This is a genomic window from Pseudomonas sp. 43A, from assembly GCF_013363935.1.
Lineage (GTDB): Bacteria > Pseudomonadota > Gammaproteobacteria > Pseudomonadales > Pseudomonadaceae > Aquipseudomonas > Aquipseudomonas crudilactis.
Genome location: NZ_CP054880.1, coordinates 5,127,631 through 5,145,755, shown reverse-complemented (window position 1 = coordinate 5,145,755; position 18,125 = coordinate 5,127,631). Strand labels below are relative to the sequence as shown.

General features: G+C 59.7%; 18 protein-coding genes. 3 read left to right on the top strand and 15 right to left on the bottom strand.

The window, feature by feature from the left end:
- Positions 1–36 precede the first annotated feature (36 nt).
- The 7 genes from HUW52_RS22430 to minC all read right to left on the bottom strand — a co-directional run bounded on the left by HUW52_RS22430 (position 37) and on the right by minC (position 6,700).
- On the bottom strand, positions 37–2,190 hold the full coding sequence (locus tag HUW52_RS22430; RefSeq protein WP_175554940.1) for a mechanosensitive ion channel family protein: 2,154 nt from the start codon (positions 2,188–2,190) through the stop codon (positions 37–39).
- Between the two features lie 77 nt (positions 2,191–2,267).
- Positions 2,268–2,444 (bottom strand): hypothetical protein, encoded by a 177-nt coding sequence (locus HUW52_RS22425; RefSeq protein WP_162835980.1) that lies wholly within the window; start codon positions 2,442–2,444, stop codon positions 2,268–2,270.
- A gap of 86 nt (positions 2,445–2,530) precedes the next feature.
- Positions 2,531–3,820 (bottom strand): M18 family aminopeptidase, encoded by a 1,290-nt coding sequence (locus tag HUW52_RS22420; protein ID WP_007919200.1) that lies wholly within the window; start codon positions 3,818–3,820, stop codon positions 2,531–2,533.
- Between the two features lie 180 nt (positions 3,821–4,000).
- A complete protein-coding gene (locus HUW52_RS22415; protein ID WP_016982865.1) occupies positions 4,001–4,636 on the bottom strand; it encodes an RluA family pseudouridine synthase in 636 nt (211 codons plus the stop codon).
- A gap of 90 nt (positions 4,637–4,726) precedes the next feature.
- On the bottom strand, positions 4,727–4,981 hold the full coding sequence (gene minE, locus HUW52_RS22410; protein WP_003223146.1) for a cell division topological specificity factor MinE: 255 nt from the start codon (positions 4,979–4,981) through the stop codon (positions 4,727–4,729).
- Positions 4,981–5,793, bottom strand: a complete 813-nt coding sequence (gene minD / locus HUW52_RS22405) for a septum site-determining protein MinD (protein ID WP_007913953.1) — start codon at positions 5,791–5,793, stop codon at positions 4,981–4,983. The genes minE and minD overlap by 1 nt, the downstream gene beginning before the upstream one ends.
- A 169-nt stretch (positions 5,794–5,962) precedes the next feature.
- Positions 5,963–6,700, bottom strand: coding sequence for a septum site-determining protein MinC (gene minC, locus HUW52_RS22400; protein WP_026000431.1), 738 nt, complete (start codon positions 6,698–6,700; stop codon positions 5,963–5,965).
- 117 nt (positions 6,701–6,817) lie between these two features.
- Here minC and HUW52_RS22395 point away from each other — a divergent pair, with 117 nt between their 5' ends.
- Both HUW52_RS22395 and HUW52_RS22390 read left to right on the top strand, forming a co-directional pair.
- Positions 6,818–7,750 carry a lipid A biosynthesis lauroyl acyltransferase gene (locus tag HUW52_RS22395; RefSeq protein ID WP_175554939.1) on the top strand — a complete coding sequence of 311 codons (933 nt, stop codon included), beginning with the start codon at positions 6,818–6,820 and terminating at the stop codon, positions 7,748–7,750.
- A gap of 33 nt (positions 7,751–7,783) precedes the next feature.
- Complete coding sequence (locus tag HUW52_RS22390; protein WP_016982868.1) at positions 7,784–8,956, top strand: patatin-like phospholipase family protein; 1,173 nt, start codon at positions 7,784–7,786, stop codon at positions 8,954–8,956.
- Between the two features lie 133 nt (positions 8,957–9,089).
- Here the strand turns inward: HUW52_RS22390 and HUW52_RS22385 are convergent, their stop codons facing one another.
- The 8 genes from HUW52_RS22385 to puuE all read right to left on the bottom strand — a co-directional run bounded on the left by HUW52_RS22385 (position 9,090) and on the right by puuE (position 17,218).
- Complete coding sequence (locus tag HUW52_RS22385) at positions 9,090–9,875, bottom strand: outer membrane protein OmpK (protein WP_007913962.1); 786 nt, start codon at positions 9,873–9,875, stop codon at positions 9,090–9,092.
- Positions 9,876–10,248: 373 nt separating this feature from the next.
- Positions 10,249–11,034, bottom strand: coding sequence for an outer membrane protein OmpK (locus HUW52_RS22380; RefSeq protein WP_016982869.1), 786 nt, complete (start codon positions 11,032–11,034; stop codon positions 10,249–10,251).
- A 160-nt stretch (positions 11,035–11,194) separates the two neighbouring features.
- On the bottom strand, positions 11,195–12,547 hold the full coding sequence (locus tag HUW52_RS22375) for a nucleobase:cation symporter-2 family protein (protein ID WP_175554938.1): 1,353 nt from the start codon (positions 12,545–12,547) through the stop codon (positions 11,195–11,197).
- 166 nt (positions 12,548–12,713) lie between these two features.
- The gene (locus HUW52_RS22370; protein ID WP_175554937.1) at positions 12,714–14,021 is read right to left on the bottom strand and encodes a urate hydroxylase PuuD; all 1,308 of its coding nucleotides are present in this window, start codon (positions 14,019–14,021) and stop codon (positions 12,714–12,716) included.
- 51 nt (positions 14,022–14,072) lie between these two features.
- Entirely contained in the window at positions 14,073–14,576 is a 504-nt protein-coding gene (locus tag HUW52_RS22365) for an ureidoglycolate lyase (RefSeq protein WP_016982872.1), read from the bottom strand.
- Positions 14,577–14,696: 120 nt separating this feature from the next.
- Positions 14,697–15,692, bottom strand: coding sequence for an allantoicase (gene alc / locus HUW52_RS22360; protein WP_007913974.1), 996 nt, complete (start codon positions 15,690–15,692; stop codon positions 14,697–14,699).
- A gap of 87 nt (positions 15,693–15,779) precedes the next feature.
- The gene (uraD, locus tag HUW52_RS22355) at positions 15,780–16,295 is read right to left on the bottom strand and encodes a 2-oxo-4-hydroxy-4-carboxy-5-ureidoimidazoline decarboxylase (protein WP_038366993.1); all 516 of its coding nucleotides are present in this window, start codon (positions 16,293–16,295) and stop codon (positions 15,780–15,782) included.
- Positions 16,292–17,218, bottom strand: a complete 927-nt coding sequence (gene puuE, locus HUW52_RS22350; RefSeq protein ID WP_038366990.1) for an allantoinase PuuE — start codon at positions 17,216–17,218, stop codon at positions 16,292–16,294. The genes uraD and puuE overlap by 4 nt, the downstream gene beginning before the upstream one ends.
- Positions 17,219–17,638: 420 nt before the next feature.
- Here puuE and uraH point away from each other — a divergent pair, with 420 nt between their 5' ends.
- On the top strand, positions 17,639–17,992 hold the full coding sequence (gene uraH, locus HUW52_RS22345; RefSeq protein ID WP_007913983.1) for a hydroxyisourate hydrolase: 354 nt from the start codon (positions 17,639–17,641) through the stop codon (positions 17,990–17,992).
- Positions 17,993–18,125: the final 133 nt, after the last annotated feature.

Genomic DNA, 18,125 nt, shown 5'->3' with positions numbered 1-18,125 from the left:
CTTCCCTGCCTGTGACTGCAACCGCGCGCTTGAGTGCTATTCCTTCGGCTCGCCGCCACCGGCAGTGATCACTTGCACGCTCATGCGCGGCGTTGCCAGATCGAGTCCGGCTTCGTCGAGATGGCGCTTTAGCGACAGGTTGAACGCCCGGGAAACTTCCCACTGTTTGATCGGCGCAGTCTTGAACCGTGCGCGCAGGATCGCGCTGCCGGATTCGAAACTCTCGACCCCCTGAATCTCCAGCGGCGACCAGATATTGCGCCGTTGCAGTGGATCGGTACGCATCTTCTGACCGACTTCGCGCATTAGTTTGATCGCGTCGTCGATTTCCATGTTGTACGGCACCGCGACGCGGAAGATCGCGTAGCCGAACTCCCGTGAGTAGTTCTTGATGCTTTTGATTTCGCTGAACGGGATGGTGTGAACGATGCCGTCGATGTCGCGCAGGCGCACGGTGCGGATGGTCAGCCCTTCGACGGTGCCGAGGTGGCCGCCGACGTCGACGTAGTCATCGATGGCCAGTGAGTCTTCGATGATGATGAACAAGCCGGTGATCAAGTCCGCAACCAGCGACTGTGCACCGAAACCGATGGCCAGACCGATCACACCGGCACCGGCCAATAGTGGCGTGACGTTCATGCCCATGTTCGCCAGCGCGACGATCAGCGCAATGATGAAAATCGCCACGAACAGCACGTTGCGGATCAGCGGCATCATCGTTTGCGCACGGGCATTCGCCAGACCTTTGCGCGAGCGGGTAAGGGCGTGATGCACGGCGGTGTCGGCGAGGATCCAGATCAGCCAGGAGAAAATCAGTGTGCCGATCAGGCTGAAGAGTTTGACGCTGACGTCGTGCCCTTCGCCTTCGGCGAAAGCGATCAGCGACTGGCCCCACACGCGCAGGCCGAGTTCGATGAAGACCAGCCAGACCACCAGGTGCGCGAGGGTGTAGAAGAAGTTTTTCAGGCGTTCGGAGTACAGCGCGTGGCGTTTCGGTCCGCGTTGCGGTTTCAGTGAGTGGCGGCGCACGAGGCCGTTGATCACCATACACATAACCAGCAGCACGGTGCAGATCAGCGACTGGCGCAAGGCAGTGCTGGTGTCGCCGGCGGAAACGAAGGTGGCGAACAGCGAGATGCCGACCAGCACCAGCGCCGGCACGTACCAGAAGGTGCCGAGGATTTCGATGGTGTCGCTGAGGGCGCGGCGGGTCAGGCGTCGCGACAGCGGCTGGTTGCGGATCAGGTGCGCAATCGGTCGGCGGAAACGCAGGATAAACAGACCGGTCGACAGCGCCGCGAGGACATTGGCGATGGTCGCGGCGGTGTGGGCCAGATGCACGCCCAGGCTTTCGATCAGGCGTGGATCGTTCAGCGCCTCACCGAACGCGGCGAAGCTGCCGATCAGCCACAGCGGCCGAAACGCCTGATGACGCAGGATGTACAGCGCCCGATGGCGATGCGGGCCATCGAGCAGGGAAAACGCGATCACGCAGATCGCCGAGAAACAGGTGCCGACCACCAGCGCATACGCCAGCACCATCGCCAGGCTTTTGCCTAGCGACGACGGTAGCGCGTAGCTCATGTAGACGGTCATTACCAACGCGATCAGCCATGGCCCGAGCTTGCGTAATGCAAAGCGCAGCATGTCGAGGGCTTTGGGGTGTTGCGGCAGTTCTTCGGTGAGGCCGAAGCGCATGCGTACCCGGTGACTGAGCCAGATCAGCGCGGCGGCGAGCAGGCTCCAGACCATCAGGATCATGGCGAAACCGAAAATGATCGGCAGCCACTCGTTGGCCGGTAGCAGCATCGCGCTCAGTTCGTCCTTGGCCAGGTCGAACTCGTTGCCCCAGCGGTTGAGCGGGCTGTCGGCACCGGTGAATTGCTTTTCGAAGTTGGCGAGGGTGCCGCCGATCAGGCCGAGTACGCCTTCTTCGGGGCTGGCCTGGGCCTTTTTGGTGGCGTCGCGCAGCTTTTTCAGGTCGGTCAGCAGTTGCGCGCGTTGCTTGTCGTTTTCCAGCGACTTGATGACTTCGTCGAGGGACTGGCCGAGCGGTTCCTGGGCTTCTGGCTGGGCCTTGTTGGTGTTGAGCAGACCAGGCAAGCCGACCGCGTGGGCGGGCGCCATCGGCAGCAGTGTCATCAGGCAGACAAGGAACAGACTGGGCAAAGCAAAAAGACGAGCGAACACTAGGCGGTCAACCTCGCAAGGGGCGGATTCGCTGGAGTGTACGAGGCCCACCCATTCAATGCGAGCCGGGCGCGGATTTATTCGTTGAGTTTGGCGAGTATCTTGTAGACCACCGTGGCGAGGATCGTCAGCATGCCGATCCACATGGCGAACACCCCGGCGTTCTTGTCACGGAAGTTGAAACCGATCGCCAACAGGATCATTCCGCACAGGATGGGAATGAGCATGGCGTGGAACGAAGACATCGAGATCATGGAGACTGCCTTGTCGAAATGAATGATGTAAGTCTAGGTCGGTTTCTGCCGGCCGGTATTGATCTGAGTAGGAGCTGCCGAAGGTTTTAAGGCAACTCGCGGCAGGCGTAGAACGCGCTCAGCACTTTGACCAGATGCGCCAGGTCATGGCTGCCGCACAGTTCGCGGATCGAGTGCATGGCGAAGGTCGGCAGGCCGATATCGACAGTGCGCACACCAAGGTGGCTGGCGGTGATCGGGCCGATGGTCGAGCCACAGCCCATGTCGCTGCGCACCACGAAGCTTTGCACCGGCACTTCTTCGGCCATGCACAGGTGGCGGAAGAACCCGGCGGTTTCGCTGTTGGTCGCGTAGCGCTGGTTGCTGTTGACCTTGATCACCGGGCCGGCGTTGAGTTTCGGGCCGTGGTTGGCGTCGTGCTTTTCGGCGTAGTTGGGGTGTACACCGTGGGCGTTGTCGGCCGAGACCAGCAGGGATTTCTGGATGGTGCGGACGAACTCGTCACCTTCCGGCAGCAGGCGGCGCAGGGTCTGTTCGAGCATCGGGCCGTCGGCACCGCAGGCCGAACAGGAACCGACTTCTTCGTGGTCGTTGCACACCAGAACGCAGGTTTCATCGGTTTCGGCGGTGAGCAAGGCTTGCAGGCCGGCGTAGCAAGACAACAGGTTGTCGAGACGCGCGCCGGCGATGAAGTCGCCATTGAGGCCAATAACGGCGGCACTTTGCGTGTCGTAGAAACTCAACTCGTAATCCAGCACGACGTCGGCGTTCAAGCCATGTTCGCGGGCCAGTTGATCGGTGAGCACGGCACGGAAATCGACACGCTCGTCACCGGCGAATTGCGCGAGGATCGGCGGCAGTTCGGTCTGCGCGTTGATCGCCCAGCCTTGATTGGCTTCACGGTTGAGGTGAATCGCCAGGTTGGGAATGATCGCGATGGGTGCCTTGAAGTCGATCAACTGGCTTTCGACTTTTCCGTCGCGACGGAAGGTTACGCGGCCGGCCAGCGACAGGTCGCGGTCGAACCATGGCGCCAGCAGCGCGCCGCCGTAGACTTCAACGCCGAGTTGCCAGAAACCCTGACGCTGCAGTTCCGGTTGCGGCTTGACCCGCAGGCACGGGCTGTCAGTGTGCGCGCCGACCAGACGGATACCGCCGTGCAGTGGCGAAGTGCGGCCCATTTTGATCGCGACGATCGAAGAGTCATTACGGGTGACGTAGTAGCGGCCGTTCGGCTCGGTGGTCCATGGCTCGCGCTCGTCGAGGCGCACGAAACCGGCAGCCTCCAGACGCTGAACAAGACTGGCAGTGGCGTGGAACGGGGTAGGGGAGGCCTTGAGAAAGTCGATCAGGCCTTGGTTCAACTCTTCGCGCATAAGAAACTCCAGACAGCAATGGGCGGGAGTTTAACGCATCGGCCGGGGAATTGAATCTGCACCGGATCCGTGTAGGAGCTGCCGAAGGCTGCGATCTTTTGATCTTGTTTTTGATTTACGAAACACCAGATCAAAAGATCGCAGCCTTCGGCAGCTCCTACAGGGGGGCAGTGTGGTCTGTCAGAACGGTGCGGGGCACTCGAAGCGCAGGCGTTCGCCGGTTTGCGGGTGGGTGAAGCTGAGCATGCTCGCGTGCAGGCACAGACGCGGCCATGCCGCCAGCGCCTGCTCGTGAGCGTAGAGCCCGTCGCCGAGCAGCGGGTGCCCGATCGACAGCATGTGCACGCGCAACTGGTGCGAACGACCGGTAATCGGCGTCAGCTCGACGCGACACCAGTCGCCGCAACGCTCCAGCACGCGCCAGAAGGTCAGCGCGTGTTTGCCGAATTCATGATCAACCACATGGCGCGGTTTGGTCGGTGGGTCGTAACGCAGCGGCAAGTCGATGCTGCCACTGTCGAGTTCCGGCTGACCCCAGGCCAAAGCGGTGTAGGCCTTTTCGGTTTCGCGGTCGTGAAACTGGCGCGACAGTTCGCGATGCGTGTCGGCGTCACGCGCAAGCAAAATGATGCCGGAGGTTTCCCAGTCCAGGCGATGGACGATGCGCGCTTCCGGGTAGCCGTTTTCCTGCAGGCGGGTAATCAGGCAATCCTTGTTGTCGTCGGCGCGACCGGGCACCGAGAGCAGCAACGTCGGCTTGTTCACCACCAGTACGGCGGCGTCCTGATGGAGGATGTGGATGTTGGACAGCGGCATTAAAACAGCCTCGTAACAAATGCCAACGGCGGTTCAGGGCCATTCCCGCATGGGATGGCCCTGAACCGCCGTCGTACCTGCCGGATCGACTCAGCGATCAGGCAGGGTGATGTTGAGTTCCAGAATCGAGCAACTGCCCTGGCTTTCCAGTGCAACATGTACGTCGTCGTTACCGATGTTGACGTACTTGCGGATCACGTCGACCAGTTCCTTCTGCAAGGCTGGCAAGTAATCCGGCGTGCTGCGCTGGCCGCGCTCATGCGCCACGATGATCTGTAGACGCTCTTTCGCTACCGAGGCGGTACTTGGCTTTTTGTTGGCACGAAAGAAGTCAAAAAGGTTCATTACCTACCTCCAAACAGGCGCTCGAAGAATCCCTTCTTCTCGACATCGAGGAAACGGTGGGCTTTTTCTTTGCCCAGCAGACGGTCGACGGTATCGCTGTAAGCCTGACCGGCATCGCTCTGGTCGTCGAGAATCACCGGCACGCCCTGGTTGGATGCCTTGAGCACCGCCTGGGATTCCGGGATCACGCCGAGCAGCGTTACCGAGAGGATTTCCTTGACGTCTTCAACGCCGAGCATTTCGCCCTTTTCAACACGCTCTGGATGGTAGCGAGTGATCAGCAGGTGTTCCTTGATCGGGTCTTCGCCACGTTCGGCGCGACGCGATTTGCTCGCCAGCAGGCCGAGCATGCGGTCCGAATCTCGTACCGAGGACACTTCCGGGTTGGTCACGACGATCGCTTCATCAGCGAAGTACATGGCCAGGTGTGCACCTTTTTCGATGCCGGCCGGGGAGTCGCAGACGACGAACTCGAATTGTTCCTTGAGCTCCATCAGGACTTTTTCCACGCCTTCGACAGTCAGCGCGTCTTTGTCGCGGGTCTGACTGGCGGCCAGTACGTAGAGGTTTTCCAGGCGCTTGTCTTTGATCAGTGCCTGTTGCAGGTTGGCTTCGCCGTTGACCACGTTGACGAAGTCATACACCACGCGGCGCTCGCAACCCATGATCAGGTCAAGGTTACGCAAGCCCACGTCGAAGTCGACGATCACTGTTTTGTGGCCGCGCAGAGCGAGGCCGGTACCGATAGCGGCGCTGGTGGTGGTCTTACCCACACCACCCTTGCCGGATGTAACCACGAGAATCTTGGCCAAGGTGTTTCACCCCTAAGGAAGAAGGACTTTTTAGCCCCTGAAAAACATCTCTTGAAAACTACTGCAGTCGGACAGCCTTGGCTGGAATTCGGCGTTGAGCCTTTTTCCTACTTCGTTTGAGCCGTTTTCGCTACGTTTTAGAGATGCTTGGAAAATGCGGCAGTATCCGTTAAAGCCGAATGATGTTCAACACGTCGCCCGACAGGCTGACCTGTACGCCCGAGCCCCACATAGGGTCGCGGCGCAAATCTTCGGAGACCTTGTAATGACCGGCGATGGAGATCAGTTCAGCGCTCAATTGCTGACAGAATATCCGTGCCTTGGTGTCACCCTTCACGCCGGCCAGCGCCCGACCGCGCATCGGGCCGTATACATGGATGTTGCCATCGGCGAGAAGTTCCGCCCCCGGACTGACCGAAGACACCACGACCAAATCGCCACCCTGCGCATATATCTGTTGGCCACCACGCACTGGCGTAGTGATGACACGGGTCGGTTTGACGGTCGGCTCAGGCGGCTTTTCCGGCTTCTTTTTGACTTCGGCTTCGGGTGTTTCCAGCGGCCGCTCACGGGCGCCCGACGGCGGCAACACCGGAATGTCGATGGCGATGGCGGCGGCGATGTCCTCGATGCGGCTGGCGCGAATCGCCAGGGTGCGCAGGCCATGTTGGCGGCAGACGCGCATCAGGCCTGGCAGATCGACGGCGCCTTCGCTCGGCGGCAGTTTGTCCAGCGCCAGAACCAGCGGCGCGTTGCTGAAGAAGTTCGGCGCCTGGGCGACTTTGGCGGCCAATTGCCGATCGAGGCTTTCGAGGTCGTTACGGGCCAGTTCCAGCACAGTAATGGCCAGCATGCTGCCCTTGAGCTGAAATACGGGATCTTGGTCTAACGGTTCGGTTTGGCTCATGTCGGCATACAACGGCTTGTCACTAAAAGTGCCGAGACTTATAACGAGAACGCCCGCAGGCCGCAAGCCGGGTCGAACGATGTAGAATGCGCGGCCACTGTATTTACGGAAGCTTTAATGGATCGCCCGCGTTTTCGAAAAGCATTTTTATCGCCACGCTTCTGGCCGCTCTGGTGCGGTCTGGGGCTTTTGTGGCTGATCGTGCAGTTGCCGTATCCGGCCTTGCTGACCATCGGTCGAGTTTTGGGCGCCTTGATGTATCGCGTGGCCGGCGACCGGCGGCGCATCGCCAAGCGCAATCTTGAGCTGTGCTTCCCGGAAAAATCCGCCGCCGAGCGCAAACGCCTGCTCAAGGAAAACTTCGCCTCCACCGGCATCGCTTTTTTTGAAATGTCCATGAGCTGGTGGTGGTCGCGCGAGCGTCTGGCCAAGCTGGCCCACGTTGAAGGCCTGGAGCATTTGCAAAAGGCCCGGCGCGAAGGCAAAGGCGTGATCCTGATGGCGGCGCATTTCACCACGCTGGAAATCGGTGCGGCGTTGCTCGGTCAGCAGCACACCATCGACGGCATGTACCGCGAGCACAAGAATCCGTTGTTTGACTATGTTCAGCGCCAGGGCCGCGAGCGGCACAACCTCGACTCGCTGGCGGTGGAGCGTGACGACGTGCGCGGCATGCTCAAGCTGCTGCGCTCCGGTCGCGCGATCTGGTATGCGCCGGATCAGGATTACGGCGCCAAGCAGAGCATCTTCGTGCCGCTGTTTGGCATTCAAGCGGCGACTGTGACGGCGACGACCAAATTTGCGCGGCTGGGTAAGGCGCTGGTGGTGCCGTTCACGCAGGAGCGTCTGGCCGATGGCAGCGGTTATCGCTTGGTGATTCATCCGCCGCTGGAAGATTTCCCCGGCGAAACCGAAGAAGCCGACTGCATCCGCATCAACCAGTGGGTCGAGAGCGCCTTGCGTGCCTGCCCCGAGCAATATCTGTGGGCGCACCGTCGCTTCAAGAGCCGTCCACCGGGCGAGCCGAAGCTGTACGCCAAACGCCGCTGAACCAATCACTGACAAGCACCATGGAGTGTTGCGATGAGCCCAGCTGAACCGGTCACAGGTTTGATTCTTTCCGGCGGCGGGGCTCGGGCGGCGTATCAGGTGGGGGTGCTGGCGGCGATTGCCGAATTGCTGCCGGTGGGCGCGGACAATCCGTTTCCGGTGATCGTCGGCACCTCGGCTGGGGCGATCAATGCGGTCAGTCTCGCCAGTGGTGCCACGGATTTTCGCGCTGCGATCGAGCGTCTCACCTTGTTCTGGCAGGGCTTTCGCAGCCATCGCGTGCTGCGCAGTGACTGGCCCGGCGTTATCCGTCAGGCCAGCCGCTTTGTCAGCCACAGCCTGCTCGGCCTCGGTCGGCAATTGCCGGTGGCGCTGCTCAATAGTTCGCCGCTGCGCGAACTGCTCAATGAAAAACTGCACATGCCCGGCATCGCCGAATCGATTGCGCGCAAGCAATTGCATGCGGTGGCGGTGACCGCGTTTGGCTATGAGTCGGGGCAGGCGGTGACGTTCTATCAGGGCGGCGGCAAGATCGATGCATGGCTGCGGCATCGGCGTATTGGTGTGCCGACGCAGCTGTCGGTGGATCACCTGCTGGCCAGTTCGGCGATTCCGTTGCTGTTCGCGCCGGTGAAAATTGGCGATGAATACTTTGGCGATGGCGCGGTGCGGCAATCGGCGCCGATCAGCCCGGCGCTGCACTTAGGGGCGAGCCGGGTGCTGGTGGTGGGTGTCAGCGGCAACCCGCGCGGGTTTGATCCGCAGCAGCCGCTGGAGCGCGCCTACACGGGGCAACAGCCGACGCTGGCGCAGATTGGCGGGCACATGCTCAACAGCACGTTCATTGACAGCCTTGAGAGCGACATCGAGTTGCTGCAGCGTCTCAACCAGTTCAGCCACTTGATGCCCGCCGGCACGCCGACCCGCGAGTTGGGTGTGGCACCGGTGGAGGTGTTGGTGATTTCGCCGAGTCAGCCGATCGATGAGATCGCGGCGCGGCATCGCCAGGAATTGCCGGCGGCGTTACGTTTGTTCTTGCGCGGGCCGGGAGCGACCAAGACCAGTGGGGCTGGGGTGTTGAGTTATCTGCTGTTCGAGGCGGGGTATTGCAGCGAGTTGATTGATCTGGGGCGGCGTGATGCGTTGGCCAAGCGCGAGGAGCTGTGCCGGTTTTTGGGCATATCCGAAGCGGTGGTTCCGGCTTGAGATTTGTGGTGCCGCCATTCGCGAGCAAGCTCGCTCCCACAGGGTTCGGCGTCGTATGCGGCATTTGCATTCAACATAGAACCACTGTGGGAGCGAGCTTGCTCGCGAAGGCGTCCATACGGACGCCGCCGGATCAGAAGTGGAACTTCACCAGGAAGCTCGTGGTGCTCTGATTGGTCTTGAACGCACCGGTGTCGTCGATGCCGTACTTGTCTTTCCAGTAGTCGTATTCCACACCGACATACAACTGCTTCTCGCCAAAACTCAACGCCTTGCCCAAGTCGTATTTGACCTGTGGGTTGAAGTGCAGGTTGGCGTGGTAGTCGCCTTTGGAGTTGGAGTCGTTGTCGGTGACCCAGTCCATGAAGCCGTCGATCAGGATGTCCGACTTGCCGACCGGGATGGTGTAGGACCAGACCGGGGTGATCTGCCAGACGTTGTCACCGGCGCGAGCACCTTGGGTGTGACGCTGGTAGAAGTTCAACTGGAAGTAGTCGAAGCCCGGGATCGCCAGGTCGAAGCCTGGACCGATCAGGTACGACTCGGTGTCGCCTTCGCCGAACTCGTAAGTCATCGCCACCAGCACGTCTTTGATCGGGCCGAACTCGATCTTCTGGTCGAGCACTTTGCCCAGCGAGATGCGCGGGCTGAACTCGCCGTAGTAGGTGTTCGGACCGTTGCTGAAGTCCTTGCCACCGTTGTAGAAGATCTTGTCGAGGAAGAAGAAGTTGTCCCCGTACTTCCACGCATCGGCGTGCTCGAAGGTGACGGTCTGCTGGATGCGCGGGTTGACCTGGAAGTCCTTGCCATAGAGGTAGGTCAGGCTGTTGTTCTGCCACTGCAGCAGGCCCTCGGCCATGGCCTGGCCGCCGGCCAACATTGATCCCGCGAGCATCAGGCTGGTGCACATACGTTTCATTCGGTTGCTCCCAAAGTAGGTGTTCCACGTTTATTTTTTTAAGATCGGCGCTCTGGTGTGGCGCCTTTTTTCGTTGCTGCAAAAGTCATCCGATCGGTCAGCTTCGTTGCTGTTAGCAAGAGCCGAGCCAAGGCTTTCGAAAAGCAAAAAAACACCCGCTCGGCTGCTGAAAAACAGTCGATTGAGTGTGTTTTCGGGATGCCTCGGTACTGACCGGGGCCGGGATAAGTTGGCTTTTCGGTCAGGAATTAAATCCGGGCTTTTTTTTAGACCGAATTCAAGAGGCCGCGGAGAATACTGACTCAACGGCCAGGTCTCAAGTGCCCCGCAACAGAGCACCGACGACAGGCATGGGGCACGGTTGCGGGCCATCTTAGAAGTGCACCTTGACCAGCAGGCTGGCGGTGTTCTGATTGGTGTCGAAGTTGTGGGTGTTTTCGACGCCGTATTTATTTTTCCAATAACTGTATTCGGTGCCGACATACAGTTGCTTGTGGCTCCAGCCCAAGGCTTTGCCCAGGTCATATTTGATCTGCGGGTTGATGTGCAGGTTGGCGTGATAGGTGCCGCGCGAGTTCTCATCGTTGTCGACCACCCAGTCGAGGTAGCCGTCAATCAGCACATCGGAATTGCCCAGGGGAAAGCTGTAGGACCAGCCGGGGGTGATCTGCCAGACGCCGTCGCCGGGGCGCGGGCCTTCGGTCTGGCGGCGGAAGATGTTCAGGGTGACGTAGTTGAAGCCGGGCACCTTGAGGTCGAAACCGGGGCCGATCAGATAGGCCTCGCTGTCGCCTTCGCCGTACTCGTAAGTCATGGCGAGCAGGACGTCTTTGATCGGGCCGAACTCGAGTTTCTGGTCGAAGATCTTGCCGAACGAGAAGCGCGGGGTGAATTCACCATAGAAGGCGTGGGGGCCTTTGTTCGCGTCTTCTTTGCCGTTGTAGAAGATCTTGTCGACGAACAGAAAGTTGTCGCCGTACTTCCACTTGTCGGCGTGCTCGAAGGTCAGCGTCTGCTGGATCGACGGGTTGATCGCGAAGTTCTTGCCGTACAGATAACTGAGGCTGTTGGTCTGCCACAGCAGTAAATCGCCGGCCATGGCCTGACTCGCGGCCAGCAGGCCGCCACTCAACAGAACGTTGGTTTGCGTGCGAATCATCTGTTGCTCCCTCTTGTTTTTATTGTTTGAGGCAGGGCGTTGCACAGTCCCTGTGGGAGCGAGCTTGCTCGCGAAAGCGGTGTGTCATTCAACAGGGATGTTGACTGACATGGCCTCTTCGCGAGCAAGCTCGCTCCCACAGGGATAATCGGTAATGCTGTTAATGCGCATGGCAGTCGTTGATCGCCGCGCGCTCTTTGCCGCCGAGAATGTTGAACAGCAGGTTCAGCGTCAGCGCGCTGAGCGTGGCCATGGCGATGCCGCTGTGAGTAATCGGGCTCATCCATAGCGGTAGATGCGCGAAGAACTCCGGACGTACCACCGGGATCAGGCCCATGCCGATGCTCACCGCCACCAGCAGTTGGTTGCGCCGATCACCGATGTCGGCTTCCTGGAGAATCTTGATGCCGGTGGCCGCGACCATGCCGAACATCGCAATCGCGGCGCCGCCCAACACTGCTGGGGGAATAGAGGCAACAAGGAATGCGGCTTTCGGCAACAGGCTCAACACGATCAGCAAGCCACCGGCAACGATGGTCACCGAGCGGCAGCGCACGCCGGTCATCTGCACCAGGCCGATGTTCTGCGCGAAAGAGGAGTGGGTAAACGTGTTGAAGAAACCCGCCACGAACGAGGCGCCGGCATCGCACAGCAAGCCGCGACGCAGCATGCGTGGGCAAACTTCCTGGCCGGTGATCTTGCCCAGCGCGAGGAACATCCCCGTGGATTCTACGAAGATGATCACGACTACCAGACACATCGACAGGATCGGTGCGAGTTCGAATTTCGGCATGCCGAAATGCAGCGGAGTGACGAACTGAACCCATGGCGCGTTGGCCATGCCTCTTAGGTCGACCATACCGATCGCGCCGCACAGCAGGTAGCCAAAGCACATGCCGATCAACACGGAAATATTGACCCAGAAACCGCGCATAAAACGGTGAATCAACAGAATGGTGCCCAACACCAGAGCGGCGATGGCCAGATAAATCGGTGAGCCGAATTGCGCAGCGGCAGCGCCGCCACCGGCCCAATTCACGGCCACGGGGAACAGCGACAAACCGATCGAGGTGATGACCGTGCCGGTCACCAGCGGCGGGAAAAAGCGCACGACTTTGGACATGAACGGCGCGATGAGCATACCGAAGAAACCGGCGGCAATCGTCGCACCGAAGATGCCTTGCAGGCCGATACCGGGCATGCCGGCCATGGCGACCATGCTGCCGACAGCGGCAAAACTGGCGCCCATCATCACCGGCATGCGAATGCCCATCGGGCCGATGCCCAAGGATTGCACGATGGTGGCGATACCGGCGACCAGCAGGTCGGCGTTGATCAGGAAGGCAATTTCTTCACGACTCAGGCCAGCGGCCTGTCCAATGATCAGCGGCACCGCGATGGCACCACCGTACATCAGCAGAACATGTTGCAAACCGACCAGGATCAGTTGCAAAAGGGGCAATCGCTGAATGGCGGGTGCGTCGGGGATGCGCGCTTTGGACAGCTCGGACATGCAACACCTCGGATCTTTTTATTCTTGTGATTAACAGCTGTCGGGTTGCTCACAGCTGTTTCTTTGCATCAGGTCGACCGCGTTGCGGCCATTCGCGAGCAAGCTCGCTCCCACAGGGATTGAAGGTGTCCTTGTGAGAGCGAGCTTGCTCGCGAAGTTTTACGGCTTAGTTGGTCTGTGCTCCCTGGGCGATCCATGCACCAATCAGGTCACGTTCCTGCTGGGTCATCTGAGTGATGTTGCCCAGTGGCATGATCTGCGTGGTGATGGCTTGCGCCTGGATGCGTGCCGCGTTCTGACGGATCTGCTCTGGGGTGTCGAACATCACACCGGCAGGCGCCGCACTGAACAGCGGGCTGGTTGGTTTGGCCGAGTGGCAAACCGCGCAGCGTTCCTGGATCACTGTGTGCACTTTGTCGAAACCCGGGCCTGCGTTGGAGGCTTGTGCTGGTGCAGCAGGTTCAGCAGGGGCTGCCGGTGCTGCTTCAGCCGGTTTCGCGCCGCCGCCCAGTGCCGTTTCCGGCAGCGGTTGGTACTCGATTTTCGCTGGTGCCTTGGCCACTTCCGGCGCGGTCGACATCGGCGTTGGGCCGGTGACGTAGGCGAGAGTGATCATGCCCACCGCCGCAACCGGCAGAGTCCAGGCAAACTTGTGGCTGTCGTGACGGGTGTTGAAGTAGTGACGCACCAACACCGCCAACACGGCGATCCCGGCGAGGATCAACCAGTTGTACTGGCTGCCATAAGTGCTCGGGAAGTGGTTGCTGATCATGATGAACAGCACCGGCAGGGTGAAGTAGTTGTTGTGACGCGAACGCAGCAAGCCTTTGGCTGGCAGCGCCGGGTCCGGCGTGCGGTTCTCGGCAATCGCCGCGACCAGTGCGCGTTGCGCCGGCATGATGATGCGGAACACGTTGCCGACCATGATCGTGCCGATGATCGCGCCGACGTGCAGGTACGCACCACGACCGCTGAACACTTTGCTGAAGCCATACGCCGCGCCGATGATCAGCACGAACAGGATGAAGCCGAGCAGAGCAGGGCGTTTGCCCAGGGCCGAATCACAGAGGAAGGAGTAGATGAACCAGCCGAGGAACAGCGAGCCGATACCGATTGCCACGCCTTCAGGGCCGCTCAGGGTGCTGCCCGGAGCCAGCAGGTAGAGCGTTGGATTGGAGTAGAACACCACGCACAGCAGCGCGATACCCGACATCCAGGTGAAGTAGGCTTCCCATTTGAACCAGTGCAGGTTCTCCGGCATCGCCGGTGGGGCCAGTTTGTATTTTTCCAGGTGATAGATACCGCCACCGTGGATCGCCCACAGGTCACCGGCCAGGCCGGTTTTCGGGTTGACGCGGTTGAGGTTGTTCTCCAGCCAGACGAAGTAGAACGACGCGCCGATCCAGGCCACGCCAGTAATCATGTGAACCCAGCGCACGCTCAGGTTCAGCCATTCCAACAGATGTGCTTCCACAGTCTTTACCTCTCGCCTGTCACTCTTGTTGTCGAGTGATCAGACCTTCTCTTATTGGTGGGGGGCGAGGATCAAACGCTCATCCTCTTTGAAAAAATGCTCATCGCAGTTATTGCCTGTGCCACTGCGATCAACCACCAGGAAGTCATCCCGCTTTTCGATCGTCAGCACCGGATGGTGCCAAACGCCGCGATGGTAATTGATGCCCTGCCTGCCGTTGGTGACGAAGGCGCGGACCAAGCCTGATACAGGTTCATCGCCAAGGGGCGCGACCACGATCAGAAAGGGGTTGCCGAGCAGCGGAATGAAAGCCTGGCTGCCCAGCGGATGGCGTTCCAGCATGCAAACGGTCAGCGGCATGTCCTGCGCGTCGGCGCGGAAGATGCTGATGATCGCGTTGTCCTCAGGCTGAGCGGTTTCGACCGTCGCCAGTTTGTGGAAGCGCATGGTCGAACCGTTGTTGATCATGAAGTGATCGCTGCCGTCGGTTTCGATGACGTCACCGAAAGGGGCGAAGGCTTCTTTGGTCAGCGGTTCAATCGTTAGTGTGCGCATGCTGTTCTTCTTATCCGAATTCTGTGTTGACTGTTATGGCGCTTTCGCGAGCAAGCTCGCTCCCACAGGGGAATGCATTCCAAATGTGGGAGCGAGCTTGCTCGCGAATGGCTTCACTGCTTACTTCGCGACCTTGCCGAGAACGCGCAGGCGACTCACGCCACCATCCGGGAACACATTCAGGCGGATGTGGGTGATCGGGCCCAGCGCCTTGATCTGCTCGACGAAGGTGTGTTCGGCGTGCATTTCCAGCTTCTGGCTCGGCAGCAGTTCACGCCAGAACAGCGACTGGGTTTCGATCTGGCTGTCAGTACCGCCCTTGACGAACGCGCCCTGGATCGAGCAGGTGTCCGGGTAGTTGCCTTTGAAGTGCAGGGTGTCGACGACGATCTTCTCGATCTCGCCCGGATGACCCAGCGCGACGATGACCCAGTCATTGCCCGGGGTACGACGACGTGCAGTTTCCCAGCCGTCGCCCATGTTGATGCCACGGCCCGGGTTGAGGATGTTGCTCATGCGGCCGAAGTGTTCGTCGGAGCAGGCGAGGGCGCGGCCACCGTTAAGGGCTGCTGCCAGATCGACTTGCTCGTTATCGCCAACCGCCGACCAGTCGCGGAACGGAATGCCGTACACGCGCAGACGGGCTACACCGCCGTCCGGGTAGATGTTGAAGCGCAGGTGGCTGAACGCTTGGTCGTTGCTGATTTCGTGGTAGTGGTGGCTGTTGCCCTGCAGCTCGACGGCCGACAGCACTTCAGTCCACTGAGTGTTTTCATCAGGCTCGCCCGAGGCCAGGAAGCACGCTTCCAGAGAGGCCGATGGCGGGAAGTTGCCGGTGAAGAATGAAGTGTCGATGTCCACGCCTTTGATCGAGCCCGGTACGCCCAGACGAATCACAGCGCTGTCGAAGCCTTCGAAGCGCTTGCGGCGCGATTCCCAGCCGTCCATCCACTTGCCGTTGTCATCGAACACGCCCTCCTTCCATACGGCCGGGGTCGGTTGGAACAGACGATTGGCGTCTGCGAACCAGTCATCGGTGACCGAGATGATTTTGGTGCCCAGACGGGCATCGGCCAGGTTGACGAATTTTTCGAAAGGTACGGCGTAAGCTTTCATTCTTCTTGTCTGCCTTTAAATAAGTGGCTGGGGATGCTTGCAAGACCCTGGGTACTCTCCGCGTCTGATGTACTCGGGTCAGGCTTGCTAAAGAGTCAGTAAACGGAACAGGGCAATCTTGTTGATCTCCGCCAGCGCGCATTTGAACTCGGTATCTTCCGAGTTGTGAATGCGCGTTTCGAACGCCGCGAGGATCTGATGCCGGTTGCTGCCTTTTACCGCCATGATGAAGGGAAACTTGAACTTGGCTTTGTAGGCGTCGTTCAGCTCGGTGAAGCGCTGGAACTCTTCGGCCGTGCATTGGTGAATACCGGCGCCAGCCTGTTCATTGGTGCTGGCTTCGGTCAGTTGGCCCTGAACGGCAGCTTTGCCGGCCAGGTCCGGGTGAGCGTTGATCAGTGCCAGTTGACTGGCGTGATCGGCGCTCAACAGGATGTCGCTCATGCGCTGGTGCAGGGTTTCGATCTCGTCGATCGAAGCGTCCGCGCCCAGGTCATAGGCCTTCTCGGCCACCCATGGCGAATGTTCGTAGATGTCGGCGAAGGCTTTGACGAAAGCGTCGCGGCTCAGGCTCGACGGTTGCAGGGTTTGAAAGCGGCTCATTGGGCGGCCCCTTGGTACGGCTGGGTTTCGTGCCAGTGACGCGCGATATCGACGCGGCGGCTGAACCACACCTGTTCATGACTTTTGGCGTATTCGATAAAGCGTTTGAGCGAAGCGATGCGACCCGGACGGCCGATCAGGCGGCAGTGCAGACCGATCGAGAGCATCTTCGGTGCTTCAGCGCCTTCGGCATAAAGCACATCGAACGCGTCTTTGAGGTATTCGAAGAAATCGTCACCCTTGTTGAAACCCTGCACCTGCGTGAAGCGCATGTCGTTGGTGTCGAGGGTGTACGGGATCACCAGATGCGGCTTGCCGGTCGGGTTGTTCGGTTCCCAGTAGGGCAGGTCGTCGTCGTAGGTGTCGCAGTCGTAGAGGAAACCACCTTCTTCCATGACCAGACGACGGGTGTTCGGGCCGGTGCGGCCGGTGTACCAGCCCAGTGGGCGCTCACCGGTGATTTCGGTGAGGATGCGGATCGCTTCGAGCATGTGCTCACGTTCCTGCGCTTCGTCCATGTACTGGTAGTCGATCCAGCGATAGCCGTGGCTGCAGATCTCGTGGCCGGCATCGACCATTGCGCGGATCACGTCCGGGTGGCGCTGGGCGGCCATGGCGACGGCGAAGATGGTCAACGGAATGTCGAATTCCTTGAACAGTTTCAGAATCCGCCAGACGCCGGCGCGGCTGCCATACTCGTAAAGCGATTCCATGCTCATATTGCGCGCGCCTTGCAGCGGCTGGGCAGCAACCATCTCGGACAGGAAGGCTTCGGATTCTTTGTCGCCGTGCAGAATGTTGCGCTCGCCGCCTTCTTCGTAATTGAGTACGAACGACAGGGCGATGCGGGCATTGCCCGGCCAGTGTGGGTGAGGAGGGTTACTGCCGTAACCGATCAGGTCGCGTGGGTAGTCAGCGCTCACTGCAGTCTTCCTTCTTGTTCGTTGACAGATTTGTGTGGCGGCCTGGCAGGCTGGCGTCACAGCGATGGGCTGATTGTATACAACTTTATTCGCAATTTGTAAGCCTGAATTTTCGCATTTTTCACCGACTGTCATCTTTTGCTGCTATTGGCGTGAGCCTGCAAGAAACCTGCCTGACCAGTCAGCTAATGGATAGGAGGTTCAATGAATAGGCGTGTTGCTGGCAGAACTCGAGGAAACCCCCGAATGGCGGGGGTGGTGTGAAAAATGTCGTTTTTATTGTGTACAATTTTTTTGAAAAGTGTCTTAATCAGTCGCTCGCCGCAACTTTTCGTGCTCCGAATCGGTGCGGTCTCCTTTTCAACTGACTTCGGGAGGCGCGAAGTCTGACTGCTCTTTGCGGCCAGGCGCGCAGAATCAATGGGACGTTTGACAACACACGTTTTGGACGCTGCACACGGTTGCCCTGGCAGTTCGATCAAGGTCGAGCTGTACCGCGTTGAAGGTTCGCACCTGGAATTGGTCGCCAGTGCTGTAACCAACAGCGATGGCCGGGTCGATGCGCCGCTGCTGCAAGGCGATGATTATCGTACCGGCGTTTATCAGGTTCAGTTCCACGCGGGCGATTACTACCGCGCCCGAGGCGTTCAGTTGCCGGAGCCGGCCTTTCTGGACGTGGTGGTGCTGCGCTTCGGCATTTCTGCCGAACAGGATCACTACCACGTGCCATTGCTGATTTCGCCTTACAGCTATTCCACGTACCGGGGCAGCTGACCCCCAAGCAGCTGCCCCCACCGGGAAGCGACTGCGCATATAGCTTCTTTGGTCTTTCGCCCGCTCACACTGCGGGCTTTTTTTCGTCTGCGTCGGGCTGATGTCAGACTTGGCCAGGCTTAAGGCTTGAACC